The 22,982-nt window shown below is 35.8% G+C and carries 17 protein-coding genes, 1 tRNA gene and 5 pseudogenes; 14 read left to right on the top strand and 9 right to left on the bottom strand.

The features are described from left to right. Positions 1–6 precede the first annotated feature (6 nt). Positions 7–906: a methionyl-tRNA formyltransferase gene (gene fmt / locus AAGD93_RS05425; RefSeq protein ID WP_341819248.1), complete on the top strand. Its 900-nt coding sequence runs from the start codon at positions 7–9 to the stop codon at positions 904–906. 141 nt (positions 907–1,047) lie between these two features. Here the strand turns inward: fmt and AAGD93_RS05420 are convergent. Further along, positions 1,048–1,200 (bottom strand): annotated as a pseudogene (locus AAGD93_RS05420) (WPE palindromic element domain-containing protein); the annotation flags it as partial. Positions 1,201–1,282: 82 nt separating this feature from the next. On the opposite strand from AAGD93_RS05420, the gene purH reads away from it, so the two are divergent. The 3 genes from purH to gpmI all read left to right on the top strand — a co-directional run bounded on the left by purH (position 1,283) and on the right by gpmI (position 4,536). Next, the gene (purH, locus tag AAGD93_RS05415; RefSeq protein WP_341819247.1) at positions 1,283–2,794 is read left to right on the top strand and encodes a bifunctional phosphoribosylaminoimidazolecarboxamide formyltransferase/IMP cyclohydrolase; all 1,512 of its coding nucleotides are present in this window, start codon (positions 1,283–1,285) and stop codon (positions 2,792–2,794) included. 116 nt (positions 2,795–2,910) lie between these two features. Then, positions 2,911–2,982, top strand: a tRNA-Asn gene (locus AAGD93_RS05410). 33 nt (positions 2,983–3,015) lie between these two features. Continuing rightward, positions 3,016–4,536 carry a 2,3-bisphosphoglycerate-independent phosphoglycerate mutase gene (gene gpmI, locus AAGD93_RS05405; protein ID WP_341819246.1) on the top strand — a complete coding sequence of 507 codons (1,521 nt, stop codon included), beginning with the start codon at positions 3,016–3,018 and terminating at the stop codon, positions 4,534–4,536. Between the two features lie 39 nt (positions 4,537–4,575). Here the strand turns inward: gpmI and fabD are convergent, their stop codons facing one another. After that, a complete protein-coding gene (fabD, locus tag AAGD93_RS05400; RefSeq protein ID WP_341819245.1) occupies positions 4,576–5,556 on the bottom strand; it encodes an ACP S-malonyltransferase in 981 nt (326 codons plus the stop codon). Positions 5,557–5,684: 128 nt separating this feature from the next. On the opposite strand from fabD, the gene rpmE reads away from it, so the two are divergent. The 3 genes from rpmE (at position 5,685) to AAGD93_RS05380 (ending at position 8,500) form a co-directional block, all read left to right on the top strand. Next, entirely contained in the window at positions 5,685–5,888 is a 204-nt protein-coding gene (gene rpmE / locus AAGD93_RS05395) for a 50S ribosomal protein L31 (protein WP_007548602.1), read from the top strand. Between the two features lie 38 nt (positions 5,889–5,926). Continuing rightward, positions 5,927–6,721, top strand: coding sequence for an NAD kinase (locus AAGD93_RS05390; RefSeq protein WP_070356930.1), 795 nt, complete (start codon positions 5,927–5,929; stop codon positions 6,719–6,721). A 315-nt stretch (positions 6,722–7,036) separates the two neighbouring features. Continuing rightward, positions 7,037–8,500, top strand: coding sequence for a hypothetical protein (locus AAGD93_RS05380; RefSeq protein WP_341819244.1), 1,464 nt, complete (start codon positions 7,037–7,039; stop codon positions 8,498–8,500). A 261-nt stretch (positions 8,501–8,761) separates the two neighbouring features. Here the strand turns inward: AAGD93_RS05380 and AAGD93_RS07700 are convergent, their stop codons facing one another. Beyond that, positions 8,762–8,977, bottom strand: coding sequence for an IS3 family transposase (locus AAGD93_RS07700; RefSeq protein WP_353277370.1), 216 nt, complete (start codon positions 8,975–8,977; stop codon positions 8,762–8,764). Continuing rightward, the gene (locus AAGD93_RS05375; RefSeq protein WP_167347179.1) at positions 8,967–9,179 is read right to left on the bottom strand and encodes a DDE-type integrase/transposase/recombinase; all 213 of its coding nucleotides are present in this window, start codon (positions 9,177–9,179) and stop codon (positions 8,967–8,969) included. Before AAGD93_RS05375 ends, AAGD93_RS07700 begins: the two co-directional genes overlap by 11 nt. Positions 9,180–9,275: 96 nt before the next feature. Here AAGD93_RS05375 and AAGD93_RS05370 point away from each other — a divergent pair. After that, positions 9,276–10,135, top strand: a protein-coding gene (locus AAGD93_RS05370; RefSeq protein WP_341819182.1) for an IS630 family transposase whose coding sequence is annotated in 2 segments (ribosomal slippage) — positions 9,276–9,600 and positions 9,600–10,135 — 861 coding nt in all. Because the reading frame shifts where the segments join, the coding sequence is not laid out codon by codon here. Between the two features lie 95 nt (positions 10,136–10,230). On the opposite strand, the pseudogene AAGD93_RS05365 reads toward AAGD93_RS05370, so the two are convergent. The 4 genes and pseudogenes from AAGD93_RS05365 to AAGD93_RS05350 form a co-directional block, all read right to left on the bottom strand. After that, positions 10,231–11,047 (bottom strand): annotated as a pseudogene (locus tag AAGD93_RS05365) (IS66 family transposase); the annotation flags it as partial. A gap of 206 nt (positions 11,048–11,253) precedes the next feature. Continuing rightward, positions 11,254–13,527, bottom strand: coding sequence for a polyribonucleotide nucleotidyltransferase (pnp, locus tag AAGD93_RS05360; protein WP_065095169.1), 2,274 nt, complete (start codon positions 13,525–13,527; stop codon positions 11,254–11,256). A 14-nt stretch (positions 13,528–13,541) separates the two neighbouring features. Beyond that, positions 13,542–13,814, bottom strand: a complete 273-nt coding sequence (gene rpsO, locus AAGD93_RS05355) for a 30S ribosomal protein S15 (RefSeq protein WP_006279944.1) — start codon at positions 13,812–13,814, stop codon at positions 13,542–13,544. Positions 13,815–13,826: 12 nt separating this feature from the next. Then, positions 13,827–14,441: pseudogene (locus AAGD93_RS05350) on the bottom strand (tRNA pseudouridine(55) synthase TruB); the annotation flags it as partial. 81 nt (positions 14,442–14,522) lie between these two features. On the opposite strand from AAGD93_RS05350, the pseudogene AAGD93_RS05345 reads away from it, so the two are divergent. Next, positions 14,523–15,922, top strand: a pseudogene (locus AAGD93_RS05345) (IS4 family transposase). Positions 15,923–15,929: 7 nt separating this feature from the next. On the opposite strand, the pseudogene AAGD93_RS05340 reads toward AAGD93_RS05345, so the two are convergent. Beyond that, positions 15,930–16,515: pseudogene (locus tag AAGD93_RS05340) on the bottom strand (DUF6444 domain-containing protein); the annotation flags it as partial. 454 nt (positions 16,516–16,969) lie between these two features. On the opposite strand from AAGD93_RS05340, the gene AAGD93_RS05335 reads away from it, so the two are divergent. From AAGD93_RS05335 to AAGD93_RS05315, 5 genes are all read left to right on the top strand, one after another. Next, a complete protein-coding gene (locus AAGD93_RS05335) occupies positions 16,970–17,995 on the top strand; it encodes an extracellular solute-binding protein (RefSeq protein ID WP_265027540.1) in 1,026 nt (341 codons plus the stop codon). A gap of 203 nt (positions 17,996–18,198) precedes the next feature. Next, a complete protein-coding gene (locus tag AAGD93_RS05330) occupies positions 18,199–19,083 on the top strand; it encodes an aspartate carbamoyltransferase catalytic subunit (protein WP_065106858.1) in 885 nt (294 codons plus the stop codon). 355 nt (positions 19,084–19,438) lie between these two features. Beyond that, positions 19,439–20,435, top strand: a protein-coding gene (locus AAGD93_RS05325) for an IS630 family transposase (protein WP_341819230.1) whose coding sequence is annotated in 2 segments (ribosomal slippage) — positions 19,439–19,900 and positions 19,902–20,435 — 996 coding nt in all. Because the reading frame shifts where the segments join, the coding sequence is not laid out codon by codon here. 73 nt (positions 20,436–20,508) lie between these two features. Then, complete coding sequence (locus AAGD93_RS05320) at positions 20,509–20,838, top strand: hypothetical protein (RefSeq protein WP_246165590.1); 330 nt, start codon at positions 20,509–20,511, stop codon at positions 20,836–20,838. Between the two features lie 127 nt (positions 20,839–20,965). Beyond that, the gene (locus AAGD93_RS05315) at positions 20,966–22,882 is read left to right on the top strand and encodes an ATP-dependent helicase (RefSeq protein WP_341819243.1); all 1,917 of its coding nucleotides are present in this window, start codon (positions 20,966–20,968) and stop codon (positions 22,880–22,882) included. Positions 22,883–22,982: the final 100 nt, after the last annotated feature.

Below are 22,982 nucleotides of genomic sequence, written 5' to 3'. Positions count from 1 at the left end.
AACACCATGAGAATTATTTTCATGGGATCACCAGGATTTGCTGTTAATTCTCTGAGCTTGTTACTGAAATCAAAGAGCGAAGTGGTGGCAGTATACACCAAGGCTCCAAAACCTTCGGGGCGTGGACAGAAGCCAATGAAATCTCCAGTACATGTTATCGCTGAAGAAAGTAACATAGAGGTATGTACTTCTATCTCTCTAAAGTTCTCGGCAGAGCAAGAAAAATTTAGAAATTTCAAGCCAGACGTTGCGGTTGTTGCCGCGTATGGATTGATACTTCCAAGAGAAATTTTGAATATTCCAAAATATGGTTGTATTAATATTCATCCTTCATTACTACCAAGGTGGCGTGGTGCAGCCCCGATACAGCACACAATTTTAGCAGGAGATCAAGAAACCGGGGTTAGCATTATGCAATTGGATGAAGGATTAGATTCCGGCCCTATTTTAAAACAGGAAAAATTTCTTATCGAAAAGAACGATAATTACAAGACATTGCATGATAAATTATCTAAGCTAGGCAGTGATTTACTGCTGAAAGTGCTAAACGAAATTGAAAAACAGCTTCCCTTAAAACAGAACGATAACGATGCATGTTACGCTGACAAAGTGGAAGACTATAAAATTTATGCAAGTGATGCCTGTGAAGTTGCTTATAGAAAGGTTAAAGCGTTTTACCCAAAAACGTTTATCAAGATAGAGAATAAACGTATCAGGATACTTGATGCTGACTTTGAAGCTTTCGCTTCAGAACAAGGTGAGATTGTTAACGATAATATGCACATAAGTTTAAAAGGTGGCATTTTAATTCCTAAAGTTGTACAAATGGAAGGAAGAAATCCTTGTAGTATTGAAGATTTTATTCGTGGTTTGAAATCAAGCATGGTAAAAAAATTTATAGAATAGACTGCTTTGAAGGAAAGGTTAGGAGGGCTAAAGCAACTTCTACAATTTGGTATTCCGCTGCTTGTTAGCGGAATCTACAACAAGATACCGCGTTTTGGTGTACGAACATTGCAATTTGCAGGTAATTTGAGTAGTAGATGGTGTCATTCCAGTGCTTGACACTGGAATCCAGTTTCTATTGTACAGCCACCTGGTGTGCTCATTTAAAGTGAAGTTTTCTGGATCCCAGTGTCTGGGCACTGGGATGACATCTTTCTTGGTCTCTTGTATCACAATGTTCGTACAGTTGTGGATACCGTAGCGGTATGACGTAGTAGCTATATATAGACAAATTCCTTTTTCTTAGATATAATTTTAAAAAACTTTCCATATAAAAATGAAAATAAAAAGAGCTTTAATATCAGTATACGATAAAACGAATATAATTGATCTTGCATCGTTTTTAATGCAGCAACAAATAGAAATTCTTTCAACGGGAAATACTTATAAAACGCTATCTAGTGCAGGAATAAAAACACAAGAGGTCTCAGATTACACACAATTTCCAGAGATACTGGGTGGTAGAGTAAAAACTTTACACCCTAAAATTCATGGAGGAATACTTTGCAATAGAGAAAAACACAAAACGGAAATACAAAATCTAGGTATTGAGCCAATAGAGCTGCTTATAACTAACCTATACCCATTTTGGGAGACAGTAAGTAGCGGCTCAAATGAAGAGCAAATTATAGAACAAATTGATATCGGCGGAGTGGCGTTAATTAGAGCTGCAGCAAAAAATTTTCATTTTACTCCAGTCATTTCTAGCATTCAAGACTATGAAGCACTAAAAGCTGAGATGATAAAAAATAACAATGAAACAACATTGGAATATAGAAAACATTTAGCAACAAAAGCATTTGCTCTCACTGCACACTATGATTCTAATATTCACAGTTGGTTTTTATCACAGAGTAAAAATAATGAGTTGCCAGAGTTTTTTGCTCTGTACGGGCATAAAGTACAAGAACTCAGGTATGGTGAAAATCCTCATCAAAAAGCTGCATTTTATAGCAATCAATTCACCAAATATCCGCTGGAAAAAATACATGGAAAAGAGTTGAGTTATAATAATATAGTAGATATAGAGTCCGCACTTAACATAACTTCTGAATTCGAAGAGCCTGCAGCAGTGATAATAAAGCACAATAACCCATGTGGCGCTGCTGTTAGTAATAATGCTTTGGAGGCATATGAAAAGGCTCTATCATGTGATGAAGTAAGCAGTTTTGGTGGTATAGTTGCCTTAAATCGGGAGATAGATTTAAAGCTAGCAGAAAAATTAAACGAGATATTTTTGGAAGTTGTGATAGCACCATCAGTAAACAATGAGGCGCTAAAAATTTTACAAAGAAAGAAAAATTTAAGAGTGATTATTCATAAATCTTTCCAACAAAATGTAAAATACCAAATTAAAAACGTTGTTGGCGGGTTTTTGGTGCAAGAAAATAATGATCACAAGATAAAAGCAGAACAAGTAACAGAATGCACTACAACAGAAAGAGAAAAAAAAGATCTTATTTTTGCCTGGAAAATATGTAAGCATGTGAAATCCAACGCAATAGTTATAGCAAAAGATGGTTGTGCTATTGGCATCGGCGCAGGGCAAACAAGCAGAATAGATAGTGTGAACATTGCAGTGAAAAAAGCAGGTGAAAAATGTAAAGGTGCAGTGCTTGCTTCAGATGCATTTTTTCCATTCCCAGATAGCATAGTAGAAAGTGCAAAATATGGAATTACAGCTATAATTCAGCCCGGCGGCTCGCTGAAAGATCAAGATGTGATAAAAGCTGCAAATGAAAATAAAATTGCCATGTTTTTCACCGGCATTCGTAGCTTTTTTCATTAGGCTTGTATCTCATGTCAATGTACACTTTTTCGCGCATTTAACATTGCTTTGATCATAATTGTATACAAAAACCGTTTACAATCAGCGCTCAATATGATAAATTGAAACCAGTTTATTCCTCGGTAGCTCAGTGGTAGAGCAGTTGGCTGTTAACCAATTGGTCGCTGGTTCGAATCCGGCCCGGGGAGCTCTTCTCTGTTGAATTTTAGTGTTGATTTTATATGGGCATTAAATCAGTCGTTTTATGTATACTAGATGGCTGGGGAAATGGAGTAGAAAACAGTAAATACAATGCTATTAGCAACGCAAATCCACCCTGTTGGCAATATATTAGCTCTAATTATCCAAAATGCAGTTTATCCGCCTGTGGAACTGATGTGGGGTTACCTGGTGGTCAAATAGGTAACTCAGAAGTTGGCCATATGAATATTGGCAGTGGTAGAGTGGTAATACAAAGCCTTCAGCGCATTAATCAAGAGATTGGAACAATAGAAAACAATGTAAATCTACAAAGTTTTATTAATGATCTAAAAAGTAAGAACGGAGTATGCCATATAATGGGATTGGTGTCCGATGGTGGTGTTCATTCGCATCAAAAGCATATTTCAACTTTAGCAAATAAAATATCACAGCATGGAATAAAAGTGGTGATACATGCATTTTTAGATGGCAGAGACACATTGCCAAATTCAGGAAAAAAATGCATTCAAGAATTTACAAAGAGTATAAAGGGAAATGACACAAGAATTGCTACTGTTTCTGGGCGTTACTATGCTATGGACCGTGACAACAGGTGGAAGAGAACAATCGAAGCTTATGAGGCTATCGCATTTGCAAAGGCACCTTGTCATGATAATGCAGTATCGTTGATTGATGAAAATTATCAAAATAACATAACTGATGAGTTTATTAGGCCCGCAGTAATAGGTGACTATCAAGGTATAAAACCAGAAGATGGAGTGCTGTTGGCTAACTTTCGTGCTGATCGAATGATACAATTAGCAAGTATTTTGCTTGGCAAAACAGATTACGCTAAGGTAGCAAAATTCTCTTCAATTTTAAGTATGATGAAGTATAAAGAAGATCTCAAAATTCCTTATATTTTTCCTCCTACTTCTTTCGCTGATACTCTAGGACAAACAATAGAAGACAATAAATTACGACAATTACGTATCGCCGAAACCGAGAAATACGCTCATGTGACTTTCTTTTTCAATTGTGGAAAAGAAGAACCTTTCTCTGGTGAAGAAAGAATACTCATTCCCTCACCAAAAGTTCAAACTTACGATTTGCAGCCCGAAATGTCAGCCTTCGAGCTCACAGAAAAGCTTGTAGAAAAAATTCACTCCCAAGAATTCGCACTGATAGTTGTAAATTACGCTAATCCTGATATGGTAGGGCATACAGGTAATATAAAAGCAGCCGAGAAAGCTGTGCTAGCTGTAGATGATTGTCTTGCAAAAGTGCTGAGTGCTGTTAAAAAGTCAAGCAACACCGCGTTAATTGTCACTGCAGACCATGGTAATGTGGAATGTATGTTCGATGAAGAAAATAATACACCTCATACAGCACACACTCTAAATAAAGTGCCATTTATTGTGTCTTGCAATAATCTAAAACTAAGAGACGGAAGGTTATCTGACATTGCCCCTACTATTTTACAGCTACTTGGAATTAAGAAACCGGATGAAATGACAGGCAGTTCGTTGATTTCTTGCATTACCCTCTGTCATTCCAGCTAGGCAGCGTTATGCACCGGAATGACATCAAATAGATGTGTTTTAACTTAATCCAACTTTTAAATTTTTCGCTGTTAGTACTAATGATTCATTAAAGAAGCTGTCAATATCACCAATACTATCTATATTTTTTGTACTGATAGATTGGTCAATTCTTTTGACCAAATTAGATAAAACTTTATTAGAGCCAATTTCAACAAATTTGTTAATGCCACAGCTTGACATATACAAAACCATTTCTCTCCATTTCACTCTGCTTACAACTTGCTTGGCGAGTAAAGTTTTTATAACTTTGGGATCACTCTCCTCTTTAGCTGTAACATTTGATATCAAAGGAACTATAGGACGGGTTATTTTAATACCCTTCAAAAACTCCAAAACTTTTTCATCAGCAGGTTTCATAAGAGATGAATGAAAAGGCCCACTAACCTGTAATTTAATTAGTTTCCTCACACTCGAGTTTTTGAATAAATCGGGTAACATTTCAAGAGCTTCTCTAGTGCCACTTATAACCACTTGTCCGCCACCGTTATCGTTTGCAATTTCACAAATTCCGTCAATTTGAACTGATTTCAATATATCTTCCACTTCATTTATCTCTGCTCCAAGCAACGCAACCATTCCGCCTTTACATTTCAGTGAAGCTTCATGCATTGCTTCGCTGCGAACTTTCAGCAGCTTGATTGCAGACTCAAGCGTTAACGCTCCTGCAGCACACAGCGCTGTATATTCGCCAACTGAATGCCCACAAACATATTTAACATTGTGATCAGTGAAAAGAGATTTGCCAAACACATGCTCCATAACACGTAGCATTGCAATTGATACTGCCATTATAGCTGGCTGAGCGTTTTCTGTAATGGTTAATTCTTCAATAGGACCGTTGAAGATTAAATGAGACAGCTTTCTATCCAATATGCTATCTACTTCATTAAATACTTGTCTTGCAACGGAAAACTCACTATATAAGCTCTTTCCCATTCCTACAAACTGAGAGCCCTGACCAGGGAAAACGAAAATCATGATAATTATTACTTATTCCTTATTAAGGATAACATTTTATTTATTTTTTGTCAATATTTTAGAATAATGATTGACTTAGTGAATTAAGTTCACTAGAATGTTAACTGACTAAAAGTTTATAAACAACAATGAATTATCATAAAATTATTATAGTTATGACAGACGGTCAAGAGTTTGAAACTCGTTCCACTTATGGAAAGGAGGGAGATAGGGTAAAACTTGATAGAGATCCTCTTACTCACCCTGCATGGACTGGAAGTTTGACAAGCGGGTTAGCAAGTAAAACTAGCAAATTAGCTAAGTTTAACGATAAATATGGAAGCATTTTCTAATTTTCCTCCTCTTTAAGTTTTAGAGAGTTTACTGAAGCATGCATAAATACAAAAATATAGGCTATGTTGCTTCTCCATCACCAAAATCGCAGGAAGTATCTAAACTATTAAAGAAACTTAATTTTATCAATATAACAGAAGAAAATAAGTCCGAAATCGATCTATTGATAGTTGTTGGCGGTGATGGCTTTATGCTACGCACTTTGCACAATTACGTCATAGAAAATAAAAACATGCATGTGTATGGGATAAACACTGGCAATGTTGGGTTTTTGATGAATAAATGCTTTAGCTGCAGTGAAGATTTAATTGATCATATAGAGCATGCAACTTCAACTCAGTTAACTTTGCTAAAAATGGAAGCAACAGACACAAGTGGCAAGAGATATCATTACATAGCAGTAAACGAAGTATACGTTTTTAGAAAAGCGAACCAAATAGTAGAGATGAATATTACTATTAATGATAAGCTAAAAGTAGAAAAATTTAGAGGGGACGGAGTAATATTATCTACCCCCACAGGCAGCACTGCATACAACTTCTCTGCCGGTGGCCCAATCTTGCCGCTAAATTCAAATTTACTTGCACTCACTTCTATCAATAGCTATTACCCAAGGCATTGGAATGGAGCGTTAATATCAAACGATACAATCGTACAAATTGACATTAACGACACAAAAAACCGTCCAGCACTTGTAGTATCAGATTACAAGGAGTTTCATAATATATCACAGATAAAAATACAAAAAGACCACGAAAACACAATAACTTTGCTTTTTGACAAAGATTACCCTCTGAATGAAAGGATCTTTGATAGACAATTTCTATACTAATAATGTATCTGTTCAGATACATGGCTAATGTACAAATATTGAAACAAAAATTCCAGTGCCCCTGTGATGTCATTCCAGTGCTTGACACTGGAATCCAGCTTTTGATCGAAAATGTTGTATAGTACACAATCAAATTTTCTGGATCCCAGTGTCTGGGCACTGGGATGACACCCATTTGTTCCTATAGTTGTCTTTTCTCGTCTACCTTATTTTGCCACTCTGCTAAACAGATACATTATCTGTAAATTGGTATTTACTACATCTTAATAACTATAGCGTAATCAATGCAGCATAGTAATTAACTTTGGAGTGAATATGCATGGGTCAGTCGAAAAATCAACAGTAAAATTAACTTCTTACGAACAAACAGGTGACAATAGCAAGATAACACTAAAAGATCCACCATCGCCTGAAGAAGCAGGAAATGCTATCTCAAGTGTACTGAATGTAGTACCACGTGTGCAGGGAATGTCACATGAAGAATCAGATGATGAGGAAGTGGATCCTACTTATGCATCTGTAAATCGACAAAAAGATGGTGATGGAGCACCACCGATTTTGCCAAAAGCTCCAGGTTTACAAGACAAAGAAGACAAAAATTTGTTTGGTCTTAGTACTGAAGTACTACCTCCTTCCCTAGAAGAAACAAAAGGTGAGACTCATGATTGGGTATCACAAACAGCAAGTTTAGGTTTAGGAGGATTATCTGGTAATGGATCAGAAGAACATATTTATGCAGCTATAGAACCAAATACAAAATCTTCGAAAAAGAGTTTAGACAGTGGAATAGGTGGTCAAAACTCAAAAGATGATTTAGGTGCGTCTTCAAATACTTTACCATCGTATAAAAGCAAAGATGACTCTGAAGAGTCTTTGTCACTAAATTCTGATATAGGTAGCACAACAAATAAAAAAACAAACAGATTCTTGCCAAGAGCAAAGTATGCCATGCAGCAGAAGGGTTTTATAATTTTTGGTGCAAGTGCTATTATACTCAGTATATCTGCAGCTTTATTATATTTACAAGATAAAGCAAAATTTATTGCATTTTTTACAAACAGCCCAAAATATATCACTATACCAGTTATCGCACTTGCTGCATTGCTTGCAATTGGTCCAATATTTTTTGCAACAAGGCAATTTATAGATACTGAAGAACATTCCATTCAAAAAAAAGATGCGGATAAAATTTTAGCTGAGGTGTTGGAGCACCAGCCAAAAGATAAAGCTATAAAATCTGTAAGACTGGAATATAGCAATGGCACTCATTCAAATTTTGTACTTAATGCTTGGGAAGCTAAACAAGGCTTCACTAACATTGACGAAACAGTAATTACTAGAACTAATAAAATAAAATCAGTAATTAACGACAGACCAATATTTACTGCATTATTTACTGGTGTAGTTGCTGCAAATATAGCGTTTCCTATAGGGCTACTTGCAACACATGGTGTTAATGGTGTACAAAAATTTTACCAAAACCCTTTGACTAATAACATAGGATTATCATTACTTATAGGTTCTGGTATACTTGCATTACTCATTGTGGGTTTTGGCATACATTATTATAGAAAAACAAATTGCACTAATCTTATATATTCGCAGGAAAAGATTGACCCTGAAAGCGTTAACAAGAAATTCATTGAAGAAATAAAACACGAAAGAACAAATGTTCTTGGGGAAAACCACGGTAAAGACGCTAAACGCAGCAGCTTAACGCTTGAGCAAGTTGTGGTTCAATCTCATAATTGTAAGGATGTTGTTTATAGTGTCGGTTAATAAAATGCATGATATAGCTAGTGCAGCCCTACGTCATACCGCCGCAGACCGTCATACCGCGATTCATTCGCGGTATCTCTAGATCCCGCTAACACGTAGCGGGATGACGATTGTCGTTTAGCCATAAACATTAAGAAATCTACCAAATAAAAAAAAAGGCAAAAGAAGCCCCGTGGTAGTTGGCTATTTACTATGTACTAAAATATCGGCGTTTTTTTTGACCTTACCCAGAAAAAGTGGAGAGAAAGTTTGGAATGTTTTTCACAAAGAGAATGATGAATCAAAATGCTCAGGAATGCAATAGTTAATAGTGGAGTGTCTACGTTGTTTGTTATAAAAAATTTCTATATATTCAAATATAGCAGTTTTGATATGCTGTTTAGAGTGCCGAGAGGTGTCTATTGGTAACTCCCTTTTTAGAGAACTGAAGAAGCTTTCCACAACAGAATTGTCGTAACAACAACCTTTATGACTCATCTATGTTTTTTATGGATAAGAGATATTGATAACCTTGCGAAGTATATTGTGAACCTTGATCACTATGTAATAGTAGATTTTTGGCAGGTTTACGCTTGTTAACGGCCATTAATAAAGAGTCCATAACCAATTGTTTATTTATTGAACTGCTCATTGACCAGCCAACTACCATGCGTGAATATAGATCGATTATTGTTGCCAAATATAGCCATCCTTCTTTGGTTTTTATATAAGTATAGCTCTTTCCATAAAAGTCCGGATGTGATAGGATAAGGATAGATGATGATAAGGAGGTTGAATGCCAGCAGCATATAGTTATGATTTAAGAAAAAAAGGAATGGAAGCGCTAGACGAAGGAGAAAGCAGAGAAACAGTGGCAGCAAGATTTAAGATTGGACGAACTACTTTATGGGAGTGGCAGCAAAGAAGAAAAGAAACAGGAGACTTTCAATCAAAAAAACTTGGAAATGGGGGTTACAATCACAAAATTACCGACTGGGATACCTTTGCCAAATTTGCCAGAGAACACGGAGGAAAGACTCTATCGGAAATGGCTAAACTTTGGAACAACGTTAGTATCCAAACGATCTATCGAGCCCTTAAAAAAATTGGATTTACGCGCAAAAAAAGACATATGGATACAAGGAAAGAAACGAAGAAAAACGTGCTGAATTTTTGAAAATTATAGCGACAAAAGAACCTAAAAACTTAGTGTATATAGATGAGTCTGGCATTGATAACACCGAAGACTACCCCTACGGATATTGCCAGAAAGGACAGCGGTTTTATGCCTTAAAATCTGGAAAGAAAACTCAACGAATCAGTATGGTTGCAGCCTTAAGTGGAAGAAAGATAGTTGTTCCGTTAACCTTTGAAGGCCACTGTAATATGGATGTTTTTAATGGATGGTTTGAGCAATTTTTGACACCGATCTTGGAACCTGGACAGACTGTCATTCTTGACAATGCTACTTTTCATAAGTCTGATAAGATTATCGAGCTTGCTAAAGGGGTTGGTGCAGAAATTTTGTATCTGCCGCCTTATTCTCCAGATTTCAACAAAATTGAGCATCATTGGTTTGCTATAAAAAACAGAGCCAGGAAAAACATTCCTCTATTCGAATCCTTTCGTCGTGCTGTTGATTCTGCCTTCCTATGACCTGTTCGGACTATTATGAGAAATGCTATACTTACTTCAGTATGGCTTTTTTTCTATTATTGTCTATCCGTTACTTGTGTAGCGGGAATTGGTATTACTATCAAACTATTGCGATTGCAAAATGTGCTGTCTTGCAAAACCTTCATTCCTCTTGATTCTGTCAATTTTACAAAACTTGCCGTATTGCTTGCAAACATCCAACACCAGCCAAGTTTTCCTTTGTTATAGTGACTGGTTTCATCGATATGCAAAACCTCACTTCTGCTTATTTCTTGTTCGATTTGCTCATATGTTTTTTCGCATTTTAATGCAACTCTGTGTTCACTATTTGATATGCTGCCAACACTTATGTTCAAATTAAAAATGTCATTTATGATACTAGCCACTTCACGCTTTGAGTTTTTGTAAAATCCGCTGAGTGCTGCAATTATAGACTTAACCCTTGGACCAAATGTATCTGGCGTAACACCTTCTGGTAACTTGCTACTTTTTCTTTTTCTGCATCTCCAACAACGACCATGTTCCAATTACTACATAAGGCCTAATTTCCGGAAGATCAACTTTTTGGTGAACATAAGGTTTTTCGCATATTACAAGCTCTCCTCCGCATTCGCAAATATTAGGCAACTCTATTTTTACTACTTTATCCGCTTCCATTGTGGCATGAAAATTTCCTTTATGCCCAACCTGATCGCCAACATTCCTTTCGCTTTTTGGCTTGTCCTTTTTTGTTTTGTACAATTCTTTAGAGCTCGGTAGAGATGAATTTTTCGAGTTTAAACCAAGCCTCTCTTTCAACTCAGCGTTCTCAATCCTCAAGGCCTTATTTTCTGCCTCTAACTCTTCTATCCTCCCTTCCAACTTTTCTATTTTTTGCTGTAAATTTTTGCAGAGTTCTAAAAGGTTTACCACATTACCTCACTTTTGCTCTATGATTATCTTTATTATCTTGCTTTGTCTACCTTATTTTGCCGCTCCCCTGAACGGATACCTTGGGTTAGCTATAGCTAACACCACAATTGTACTAACATTGTGATTTGAGAACAACCTTCACCAGAAAGGGTGTCATTCCAGTGTCAAGCACTGGAATGACGAGAGGTAACGCAAGAAGTTTACTCTTAATAAAAACCTGATGATGAATCATTATTACCAAATTTCGGCCTATTTCTGTTGCTGAAACCAGAACGAGGACGAGGAGGCCTCTTATGGTGACTTCCTCCAGGTTTTCTACTAAATGAATTATTGTAATAATTATCCCTGTCATTTGGACCATCTTTCCTTTCCTCGTTGTAAAGCTCACCTTCAAAAAACTCTCCCGTCTCTTGATCAACCCGACGTCTTGACAACTTTGGACACCCACCTTTTTCGAAGTCAATTACTAGTGCTTTGAAAGTATCATCTTGTTTAAGTACGCTCTCTATAGAATCTATATGTTCATTAGCTACTTCACTTATGTGCATTTTTCCTTTTCTGCCATTAAGAAATTCAAGCTCTACAATAGACTTCTCTATTCTTACAACCTTGACATCAACTATAGAACCTTGTTCTAGTTCTGTTATTGAATCAATCATCATACTCTTTGCAATTTCAGCTTCAGTGCCACTCGTAGCAAAAACAGAAACTTTACCATCATCTCCTATTTCAATTTTTGCATTACTTCTTTCACACACACTGCGTATATTTTTCCCCTTAGAACCTATAGCAGCAGAAATTTTGTCTTTATCTATGTAAAATGATAACATCCTTGGTGCATGGTCTTTAACATCATCACTGTGTTCTGAAATCACTGCATTCATTTTTTCTAAAATATGTAATCTTCCAGCTTTTGCCTGTTCTAAAGATTTTTCAACAATTTCAAAGCTTATACCAGAAATTTTCATGTCCATTTGTAGCGCCGTAACCCCTTCACTAGTTCCTGCTACTTTAAAGTCCATATCACCAAGATAATCCTCATCACCAAGTATATCGGAAAGTATTACATACTCGTCTTTATCTTTGATGAGACCCATAGCAATTCCAGCAACAGGGGCCTTTATTGGCACACCCGTATCCATTAAAGCAAGAGAAGTCCCACAAACTGTTGCCATAGAAGAAGAACCATCAGACTCCAAAATTTCGGACACTACTCTTATTGTATAAGGAAATTCAGACTTATCGGGTAAAACAGGATGAATTGCTTTCCAAGCAAGTTTGCCATGACCGATTTCTCTTCTTCCTGGTGCACGCGCAGCAGAAGTTTCTCCAACAGCAAATGAGGGAAAGTTATAATGCAACATGAAATGCTCACGTCTATCCCCTTCAATATCATCCACAATTTGCTCATCTTGAGTGGTGCCAAGAGCAGTAACAACCAGTGCCTGAGTATTGCCTCTTGTAAATAGTGCAGAACCGTGAGTTTTGGACAGAATATCAACTTCAACTTCTATCTGACGTATCTCATCATGCTTACGACCGTCTATCCTTACACTTTTCTTCCTAATTATTTCACGTACTAAAGATCTTTCAAAGTTTTTTACTGCACACGTAATTAACTTTTCGTCTTTTCCAGTTTCTTTAAGAGTATTCAATATATTCTCTCTGATCGCTTCTAGAGCTTGAACTCGCTCTTGTTTTACTGTTTGCGAATATGCTTTTTCAAAATCTTTACCGTATTTTTCGAGCTCTTGTGTTATATCTGATGCATCAATAGGGGCAAAGCTCTCAGGTTTATTGCCAATTGTATCAGCAAACTCTTTTATGAGCTTAATGACAGGCTTAAGGTGTTCATGGCCAAATTTTATTGCATTAAAAACATTTTCTTCAGAGAGCTCTTTCACTTCTGATTCAACCATTAAAATTGAATTTTCATCACCAGACAAAAACAGATCCAAGCTGCTTGCTTTCATCTCTTGAACAGAAGGGTTGAGTATATAGTTATTATTTTCATCACAACCAACCATCACTCCAGCTATAGTAAAGTGAAAGGGAACACCAGAAATTGCAAGAGCTGCAACAGCACCAATCAATGCTGGCACTTCAGGAGGATTGACTGTATCATAAGTTAATAGATTGCACACCACACTAATTTCATCATGAAATCCTTCTGGGAATAGTGGTCTTATACTTCTATCTATTACTCTTGAGATTAAAGTTTCTCTATCAGATGGCTTGCCTTCTCTTTTAAAAAACCCGCCAGGGATCTTACCCATGGCATAGCTTTTTGCGATAAACTGCACATTTAAAGGTAGGAAATCAACGCTTTCTTCCTTCTTTTTACGTACAACAGTTACTAAAACAGAAGTATCACCGTAATTTACAACTACTGAACCATGAGCTTGGCGTGCTATTTTTCCTGTTTCTAAAGATAAGGCACGACCACCCCACTCTATAGATTTTTTTATAATTTTAAACATATTAAATTCCTCGATTATTTTCTAATGCCTAACTTCTCTATTAATTCCTGATAGGCTTCATTACCAAATTTACGCTTTATATAATTTAAGTGCTTGCGTCTTCTACCTATCAATATAAGTAAACCACGCTTAGAGTGATGGTCATGCTTGTGCACTTTAAAATGCTCAGTTAAGTTACTGATCCTCTCGGTCAAAATTGCACATTGTACAAAAGATGAGCCTGTATCATCTTCTTTAATTGCATATATATTTATCAAACTCTTTTTCTTTTCGGATGTTATCGACATCTAAACCTCATTTTAAATATTAAAAACACGAATAGGTTTCACACAACCATAAATAAAACTGCAGATTGCAATAGGTACACTACCCACCACCGTACAACAAATATCATGATTCTTTAAATTACGCAAGTTATTTAATACAACTTCCTGACCTTTTCTGATTTTCCCCGCATCTTCTAGGGAAATTTCAACTTTGAACATCGATTTTAAAGCCGATTCAATGGGGATGACGAAACTTTTTGTATTACTCCCTGTCACTCCATCATCTTCTGTCATCCCACCCCCCTCTGTCATCCAAGTAGCTGACACTGGGATCCAGCCTATTTCATCACGAACATTGTTTTTGACATATGCTCCTAGAATCTTTTGTCCATTACATGATTTGTAAGTATTTGTATATCTGGATCCCAGTGTCAAGCACTGGGATGACATCGGAGAGTAAGTTGTTGTGTTTTTTTTAGTAAGTTGCTCAATTGTCACTGATTCATTTTCTCTAAAGTCACCTACCATAGTTCTTCTTAATTTTGTAATGTGTCCAAAACAATTTAATGCAATTCCAAGATCACGAGCAATTGATCTTACATATACACCACTACCGCATATCATAGAAAAATTTGCACTATTATTTATCTTACTATTACCCACAAATATAAATGGACTAAAAAGTAAAATATTACAATATTAAAGTTTGCAAATACTGAGGGTATAAAAATGGCAAACGAGAGTAATGAATGGGCTAAAAATGAATTTGGAGATGCTGTACTTGGAGATAAAAGATTAACTGACCGATTAGTAAAGATTGCTGATAGTTTGATAAGTTTACCTGAAAGCTCAATTAATGAGGCATGCGGAAGTTGGTCAGAAGCAAAAGCAGCATACCGTTTTTTTCAAAATGAGAATGTAAAAGAAAGTGATATTTTAGCTACACATATTAATAAGACGGTTGAGAGAACAAAAGCTCACAAGAGGGTTCTTGTCATTCAAGATACCAGTTACATTGTATATAATAACCATAAAAAAACAAGCGGATTAGCAAATTTGTCCAGTTATGATACTGCAAAAGGTATTATAATGCATACAGCTCTTGCCGTTAGTATAGAAGGTTTGGTACTAGGGATACTAGATCAAAAAGTTTATTCAAGACCTGAAGAAACTGAGAACCTTAAAAAAAAGAGCGATCGCATTGAAGATAAAGAAAGCGTAAAGTGGTTGGAAACTTTAAGAAAAACAAATAATATTATTGATCCAACTCAAACTGAGACTATAACTGTATGCGATAGAGAAGCAGATATATATGACTTTTTTGAGCTTGCACATAATCTTAATTCGGCAGTGCTAGTTAGAGCATGCAGAGATAGAGAAGTAAATAGAAAATCTCGATATCCTGAAAAAGGTGAGCAGAAGTTATGGGCATTTATTAAATCCTCTCATTGTGCAGGTACGGTAGAAGTTGAAGTTCCTGTAAAAGATAATAAGCCAAAAAGAACAGCACGTTTGGAAGTTAGATTTGGAAAGTTTATGATGAATCCATCTAAGAATAATATTAGGCATAAGACGGAAGAACTACCTAAATTACCACTTTATGCAGTTTATGTTGTTGAGAAAACTTCCCTTCCCTTAAAAAAAAACCGCTAGAATGGATGCTATTAACGAATCTTTCAGTTAATACTTTCGATGAAGCTGTTGAAAAAATTAGTTGGTATTGCCTTAGATGGAAAATAGAGATATTACATAAAATTTTAAATCCGGTCTCAAAGTTGAAGAATGTAGGCTTGGAATAGCAGAAAGACTAATGAGATATCTAACAGTTGTGAGTATTATTGCTTGGAGGATCTTCTTTATTACATCAATTGCAAGAGCTAACCCAACATTACCATGTACTACCTTATTAGCTGAAGAGGAATGGAAAGTTTTATACGTTAAAATACACAGAAAACCATGTCCAAGTGTAGTTCCCAACATAAAAGAAGCTGTTTCATGAACTTGGAGGCCATTTAGCAAGAAAAAATGACCCAAAACCAGGACCAATTACTCTTTGGAAAGGATATAAACGTCTCTTTGATTTAGCAGAAGGATGGCGACTTGCTCACGAACCTCATATTTGTGGGTAATAGTAAGATTTGATATGCTGCCAACACTTATGTTCAAATTAAAAATGTCATTTATGATACTAGCCACTTCACGCTTTGAGTTTTTGTAAAATCCGCTGAGTGCTGCAATTATAGACTTAACCCTTGGACCAAATGTATCTGGCGTAACACCTTCTGGTAACTTGCTACTTTTTCTTTTTCTGCATCTCCGACAACGACCATGTTCCAATTACTACATAAGGCCTAATTTCCGGAAGATCAACTTTTTGGTGAACATAAGGTTTTTCGCATATTATAAGCTCTCCTCCGCATTCGCAAATATTAGGCAACTCTATTTTTACTACTTTATCCGCTTCCATTGTAGCATGAAAATTTCCTTTATGCCCAACCTGATCGCCAACATTCCTTTCGCTTTTTGGCTTGTCCTTTTTTATTTTGTATAGCTCTTTTGAGCTGGGCAGGGATGAGTTTTTTGAATTTAAACCGAGCCTTTCCTTTAATTCAGCGTTCTCTATCTTTAAAGCTTTATTTTCTGCTTTTAAGTTTTCTATCTCTGCTTTCAGTTTTTCTATTTTTTGCTGTAAATTTTTGCAAAGTTCTAAAAGGTTTACCACATTACCTCACTTTTGCTCTATGATTATCTTTTTAGATCACTTTGTCTACCTTATTCTACCACTCCGCTGAACGGATACAATTTACTAAACAGAAAAAAAGGCAAAAGAAACCCTAGGGTAGCTAGTTATTCACTATCCATTTTTTAAGTTGGCGTTTTTTAATGTTTTAAATAGCGCATTTCAGCTTATATTAGGTAAAAACCTAGAAATTTTATAAAGACATAAGGTGCACATAGTGCAAAAAATTAAGCATGATTTACGCCAAATACATTAAGTTTTTTGTCATTAATCCACTGCAGAGATTGCGAAAATAAATAAATAGCTTCAGTGTTATAATAAGGGGGCTGGCGAAGCTTGTCAAGGAAGTTTTTATGATTTATCTAACGAACTTTACACTTGCTAAAGTTGTACCATCTTGGTAACTTTAACTGAAAGAAGTTATTTTTTATCCAATATGAAAAAAGCCTTTATATTCACATCCTTAATAGCAATTATATTGATAGTTATTACTTATTTATACAGAAACGACGGAACTAATGACTCACAAGTGGTAAATGTTTATTCATCGCGCAAAGAAGAATTAGTACGTACTTTGTTTGATGAATTCACGAAAAATACAGGCATTAAAGTACGTTACATCATTGATGATTATTCTCAGCTACTTTCACGAATAGAAAACGGTGGTGAAGCTGACTTATTTTTGACTGCTGATGCAATCAACTTAATTCTAGCAAAAAAAAGAGGCCTTTTATCTCAAGTAGATTCAGAGGTTTTAAAAAGTGTTATACCTGCAAGATTTAGAGACAGTGAAGATTATTGGTTTGGTCTTACAAAAAGAGCTAGGATATTGGTTTACAATAAAGAGTCAGTAGACCCTAAGGACTTAAGTACTTATGAAGATTTAGCAAATGAAAAATGGAAAGGAAAAATATTAGTGCGTTCTTCTACAAGTCCATATAACAGATCGTTAATTGCTTTTATGATTGCAAATAATGGTTTTGAAAAGACGAAAGAATGGGTAAGCGGAATTGTGAGCAATATGGCAAGAAAACCAAGTGGTGGTGATACTGATCAAATTTACGCCGTAGCAGCCGGTGAGGGAGATGTTGCAATAGTAAACAGCTACTACTTTGCGAGAATTCTTTCATCAGAAAATAAAAAGAATGTTGCAGACAAGCTAGGGGCTTTTTTTCCTAATCGCAACGATCACGGTGTAATGGTAAACATCAGTGGTGCAGCAGTAACAAAAAACGCAAAAAACAGGGAAAATGCTATAGTCTTATTGGAATTTTTAGTAAGCAAGCAGGCTCAAGAGTTATACGCTAAAAAAAACCAAGAATATCCTATTATTGAAGGCGTTGAAACTTCCGATATACTAAAATCTTGGGGAAATTATTCACAAAGTGATTTGCCTCTAAGTGAACTTGAGAAGCATCTTTTTGAGGCTGTTATGATAGCGGATGAGTGTAAGTGGAAGTAATCCCCAGCGCCACTAAACATTGGGATGAAAGATTTATGCTAATATACCTTACTCTTGACTCGCTGAACTTTTTCTTCCTTCTAACTTAATTTTGACTTTACTATCTTTTTCCGTTCTTTCACCAAAACAATTGCTGCACAAGAAGTCTATTGAAAAAAGGTAATAAGAAAGTAGAATAGGTTCAAGTAGTTGAAAAGGAAACTATGAACAAGAGAAGAAATTTGTTAAACATCTCAGACCTTACAGTCGATGATGTAGAAAATATAACTAAGTTGGCCAACCAGTACCTTAAAAAAGAAGTTGCAAATAGTCATATCTTGGAAAATAAGACAGTAATAAATTTATTCTTTGAAGATTCAACGCGTACACTTGCGTCTTTTGAAATAGCAGCAAAAAGCCTTGGAGCAAATGTTGTAACTTTGCCAATAAGATCTTCTTCTATTAACAAGGGAGAAGATCTAAAAGACATGATCAAAACATTAAATGCAATGAATCCTGATTACATAATAATCAGGCATAAAAGTAGTGGTATCATTAATACACTGGCAAAGTATGTTAACTGCTCGCTAATCAATGCAGGCGATGGAAGTAGTGAACATCCAACTCAAGCTCTTGCAGACTATCTTGTAATCAGCAATCACAAAAAGCAAATAAAGGACCTCAAAGTTGTGATATGTGGAGATATTCTGCACAGTAGAGTTGCAAGATCAAATATAAGATTGCTAAAAATGTTTGGAGCAGAGATAAACTTGGTCGCACCACCAACTTTGATTTGTAAGCATTTTCCTGAAGTAGATTCAGTCCATTATTCATTAATTGAAGGTATAAAGGATGCTGACGTAATTATGCTTTTGAGATTGCAGAAAGAGCGCATGAATAATAGTTCTTCAGAGAAAGAATATTTTTATTTGTATGGACTTGATTCACAAAAGCTATCATACGCAAAACCAGATGCGATTGTTATGCACCCAGGGCCAATAAACAGAGGGATTGAGATTAGCAGTGATGTAGCAGATTGTGTTATTTTACAGCAAGTAGAATTCGGATTGGCAATACGTAAGGCAGTGCTGCACTATTATAGATATTAAAAAATGCTACACAACTAATGCGAAAGAAGGGTTTTTTCATGAAATGACGAGAATGGCCACTAAGATGTTAAGGCTGAGGATATGATGTGGAATTTTTTACGAAAGCCTGAAGTCAACCAACAACCTTGCAGAACGGCAAATTAGACGGCTATCGTAAAAACAGCTTTTTCACCTGGTCAGAATGTGGGGAAAGGTTCGTGAAAAGAATGTTGTCGATATTTTTGACATCACGTCTCAATGGCCAAAATCCCTTCCAAAAGTTACGACTGCTTATACCAATTCCCGCTACACAAGTAACGGATAGACAATAATAGAAAAAAAGCCATACTGAAGTAAGTAAAGTAGCGAGGTTTAAATGGCATTAAGATCAAAATTATTGGATGAAAAAGTGGTGGGATCAGCAAAAGAAATGCTGAAGAAAGTAAGAAATAACGCATATGTTGCAAAAAAACTAAATGCTGTAATTGCAGCAAAAAAGCACAGTATAACAGCCGTAGCAAAGATATGCTGCATTTCAAGAAAGGCACTTACTGCATGGATAAAGCACCTAAAATTTGGCAGAGAAGAAAAATTATTTGCTCCGCCTCAACGCCGTAGAAAAACTATATTGAATCAAAGTCAACGTGAACAAGTTGAGGTGTGGATAGAGGAAAACCCCAATATTACTATAAAAGAAATGAAAATAAGAATTCAAGAAAAGTTTGGTTTGAATATCAGCAAATCTACAGTACACCGTAATATGCAAAGAATGAAATTCTCATATATCACACCAAGACCAGTGCATAACGGACAAGATAAAAGTAAACAAGAGGAATTTAAAAAAAAATCTTAATGAAACTATTGTCATGTATCCTGAAAAAGAGCTATTTTTCTTGGATGAATCGCGGTTTGGCACACATTCAAAGATTGGACACGGGTGGTTTAAAAAAGGCATTAGGACACAGGTTAAGGTAAAACTAGGTAGGCAAAATTTTTATCTCTATAGTGCAGTTAATCCCAGAAATGGAGAAAGTTCTAGCTCAAACGTCAATACTGATTGTATGAATATATTCCTTGAGCAGATGTCACAATATTTAGGAACAAGGGAGGCATTTCTTATCATGGATTGTGCTAGTTGGCATAAGTCAAAAAATTTAAAAGCACCTAAAAATATCGACATTATATACCTACCACCATACTCACCTGACCTCAATCCTGTTGAGAGGTTTTGGTTATATATAAAACAGAACATTTTGCGTAACAAAATCTACGACACAATTGCTTTGCTTGAGAGCGCTTTGTGCAAATTTATTACCTCTCTTTCTCACTCCACAATTAAAAAACTCTGCAATGCCGCTTATTTGATTCACTAGTAATGAGAATTGGTATAACGCACAAAGTAGCAGACTAGATGGAGAAAGTTATCAATACACCACAAGAGACTATATGACAATTTACTTTAATAACACACTAGCAAGTTTCAGTAGATCATTGAGAGAATTTAAAGAAAAAGCGTATGGATTTATGTATGATATCGGAACTTGGTTGAAAGAAACATATGAAAATCTCACTGAACGACCTGCAACGCATAATCGCTATACCCCAAAAGAAAAACCCCTTGTTGAAGTTGAAGAAATAGAAATGAAGGAACTAAACCGTACATATAAGCCATTCCAAACTCCACTTATCCACCCAACAAGCAGAAGTTCTGGTGCCAATACCTCAAATCAAGTTGTTGTTACTCGACATACACCTGAAACTACTAAAACAAAATAGATGTAAAACCTACGTTTAAATATGTAGTACTTGAGTGAAGCATTCTTTAACTGTTCTATTCAATAAAACCTTTACAATATTTCAATCATAGGTTTAACTTTACGAAGTTATAATCTATAGGGCTACGATGAACGATTATCTCTCACTGCTAAATCCAGAACAACAATCAGCTGTAACTAACATAGATGGACCAGTTTTGATACTGGCAGGAGCCGGGACGGGAAAAACAAGAACGATTACTTCAAGAATAGCACACATAATTAGAAACGGTCACGCTTATTCTGATGAGATATTAGCAGTTACATTTACAAATAAAGCAGCAAATGAGATGGTATCAAGGGTACTTGAGCTAACGGGCACAAACATACCATGGCTTGGCACTTTCCATGCAATTGCAGCAAAAATCTTGCGCCTGCACGCAGAAATTGTGGGCTTAAACCCCAATTTTACAATCATTGGTGTGGATGACCAATTACAGGTAATAAAAAATATTATCAATGAAATAAATCCTGATTACCTATCAGAAAAATGTAAGACCATTATGAATATTATTCAGCAATGGAAAGAGAAGTGCTTATTGCCATCTGAAGTGGAAGATATTCAATCATTTAGGCCAGTATATGTAACTGCACTCAAGGTCTATCACCAGTATCAGGAAAGGTTGAAATTCCTTAATTCTGTCGATTTTGGTGACTTATTGCTATATAACATACAGCTCTTTAATCAAAAGACCGAAGTTCTGTCCTATTACCAAAACAAGTTTAAATATGTCATGGTAGATGAATATCAAGATACAAATGCGATACAATATCTTTGGCTAAAATACCTTGCAAAAGAGCACTCAAATATTTGCTGTGTAGGAGATGATGACCAGTCGATATATAGTTGGCGTGGTGCAGAAGTTGAAAATATTTTGAAGTTTTCTGATGATTTTAAAAATGCAAAAACCGTTAAACTAGAGTGTAACTACAGGTCAACATCCCACATACTTGCAACTGCGTCATATGTTATCAATCACAATAAGACTCGCTTAGAAAAAAAATTGTGGACAACAAACATTGAAGGGGAAAAGGTAAATCTAATAAAATTATGGGATGGGAAAGCTGAAGCAAGGTTCATAAGCGAACAGATATTAAAGCTCAATAAATACGGATTTAGTGACATTGCAGTGCTGGTAAGGGCCACTTTTCAAACTAGAGTTCTGGAAGAGTATTTTATAAAATATTCAATTCCCTACAAGATTATAAGTGGCGTAAAATTCTACGAACGTCAGGAAGTCAGGGATATAATTGCATATTTAAGACTTGTTACAAACAATAACGATGACTTAGCTTTCGAAAGGATAGTAAATCGGCCAAAAAGAAGCATAGGAGCTACAACTCTAAAGAAAATATACACGACTGCTCAGGATAACAAAATTTCTTTTTTTGAGGCAGCAAAAATATTAGTTAATAGTAATCAGGTAACCGAAAGAATTAAACTCTCACTCAACGATTTTTTAAATAAAATTAAAGCTTGGGAAGAAATAGTAAGCGTAAAACCACTGCATGAATTCGTTAAAATCGTAGCAAACCAATCAGGATATATTGAAATGCTTGAAAATGAGGAGGTAACAGGCTTAGCACGAATAGAAAATGTTAAAGAGCTCATCTCATCTTTAAAAAATTTCGATAATGCCACAACTTTCTTGGAGCATATAAGTCTGGTGATGGAAGTGGATAATATGAATAACGATGACACCGTATATGTTATGACTCTTCATGCAGCCAAAGGACTTGAATTCCCGTGCGTGTTTCTACCTGGTTGGGAAGAGGGATTATTTCCTCATCAAAGATCTTTTGATGACAAAAGTGGTAAAGCTTTAGAAGAAGAAAGGAGACTCGCATATGTTGGCATAACCAGAGCCAAAGAAAGGTTAATCATTTCATGTGCAGATAGGAGGGAAATTAACAACCAGTGGCAACCGATGCGCACTTCTCGGTTCATTAAAGAATTGCCAAGAGAAAATGTTGAGGTAATTAAAAGCAACATTGCCTACTGTTGAAGCTATAATTGCAGATAAACATATCTTACAAATCTGAATTACTTCAACTATATGTTTCTCCTGGCAAAAATTCTGTAACCGTTCACACTTAATTCTTCAA

Source organism: Wolbachia endosymbiont (group A) of Brachyopa scutellaris (assembly GCF_964026995.1).
GTDB lineage: Bacteria > Pseudomonadota > Alphaproteobacteria > Rickettsiales > Anaplasmataceae > Wolbachia > Wolbachia pipientis.
This window is presented reverse-complemented; position numbering and strand designations above follow the sequence as displayed.

Bases quoted from the DNA above. Each gene is read 5' to 3' on its own strand.
- AAGD93_RS05390 (WP_070356930.1), top strand. From the start codon at position 5,927: ATGCATAAATACAAAAATATAGGCTATGTTGCTTCTCCATCACCAAAA.
- rpmE (WP_007548602.1), top strand. From the start codon at position 5,685: ATGAATTATCATAAAATTATTATAGTTATGACAGACGGTCAAGAGTTT.
- AAGD93_RS05315 (WP_341819243.1), top strand. From the start codon at position 20,966: ATGAACGATTATCTCTCACTGCTAAATCCAGAACAACAATCAGCTGTA.
- AAGD93_RS07700 (WP_353277370.1), bottom strand. From the start codon at position 8,977: ATGAGTCATAAAGGTTGTTGTTACGACAATTCTGTTGTGGAAAGCTTC.
- pnp (WP_065095169.1), bottom strand. From the start codon at position 13,527: ATGTTTAAAATTATAAAAAAATCTATAGAGTGGGGTGGTCGTGCCTTA.
- fabD (WP_341819245.1), bottom strand. From the start codon at position 5,556: ATGATTTTCGTTTTCCCTGGTCAGGGCTCTCAGTTTGTAGGAATGGGA.
- purH (WP_341819247.1), top strand. From the start codon at position 1,283: ATGAAAATAAAAAGAGCTTTAATATCAGTATACGATAAAACGAATATA.
- AAGD93_RS05320 (WP_246165590.1), top strand. From the start codon at position 20,509: ATGACAATTTACTTTAATAACACACTAGCAAGTTTCAGTAGATCATTG.
- fmt (WP_341819248.1), top strand. From the start codon at position 7: ATGAGAATTATTTTCATGGGATCACCAGGATTTGCTGTTAATTCTCTG.
- AAGD93_RS05330 (WP_065106858.1), top strand. From the start codon at position 18,199: ATGAACAAGAGAAGAAATTTGTTAAACATCTCAGACCTTACAGTCGAT.
- gpmI (WP_341819246.1), top strand. From the start codon at position 3,016: ATGGGCATTAAATCAGTCGTTTTATGTATACTAGATGGCTGGGGAAAT.
- AAGD93_RS05380 (WP_341819244.1), top strand. From the start codon at position 7,037: ATGCATGGGTCAGTCGAAAAATCAACAGTAAAATTAACTTCTTACGAA.
- rpsO (WP_006279944.1), bottom strand. From the start codon at position 13,814: ATGTCGATAACATCCGAAAAGAAAAAGAGTTTGATAAATATATATGCA.
- AAGD93_RS05335 (WP_265027540.1), top strand. From the start codon at position 16,970: ATGAAAAAAGCCTTTATATTCACATCCTTAATAGCAATTATATTGATA.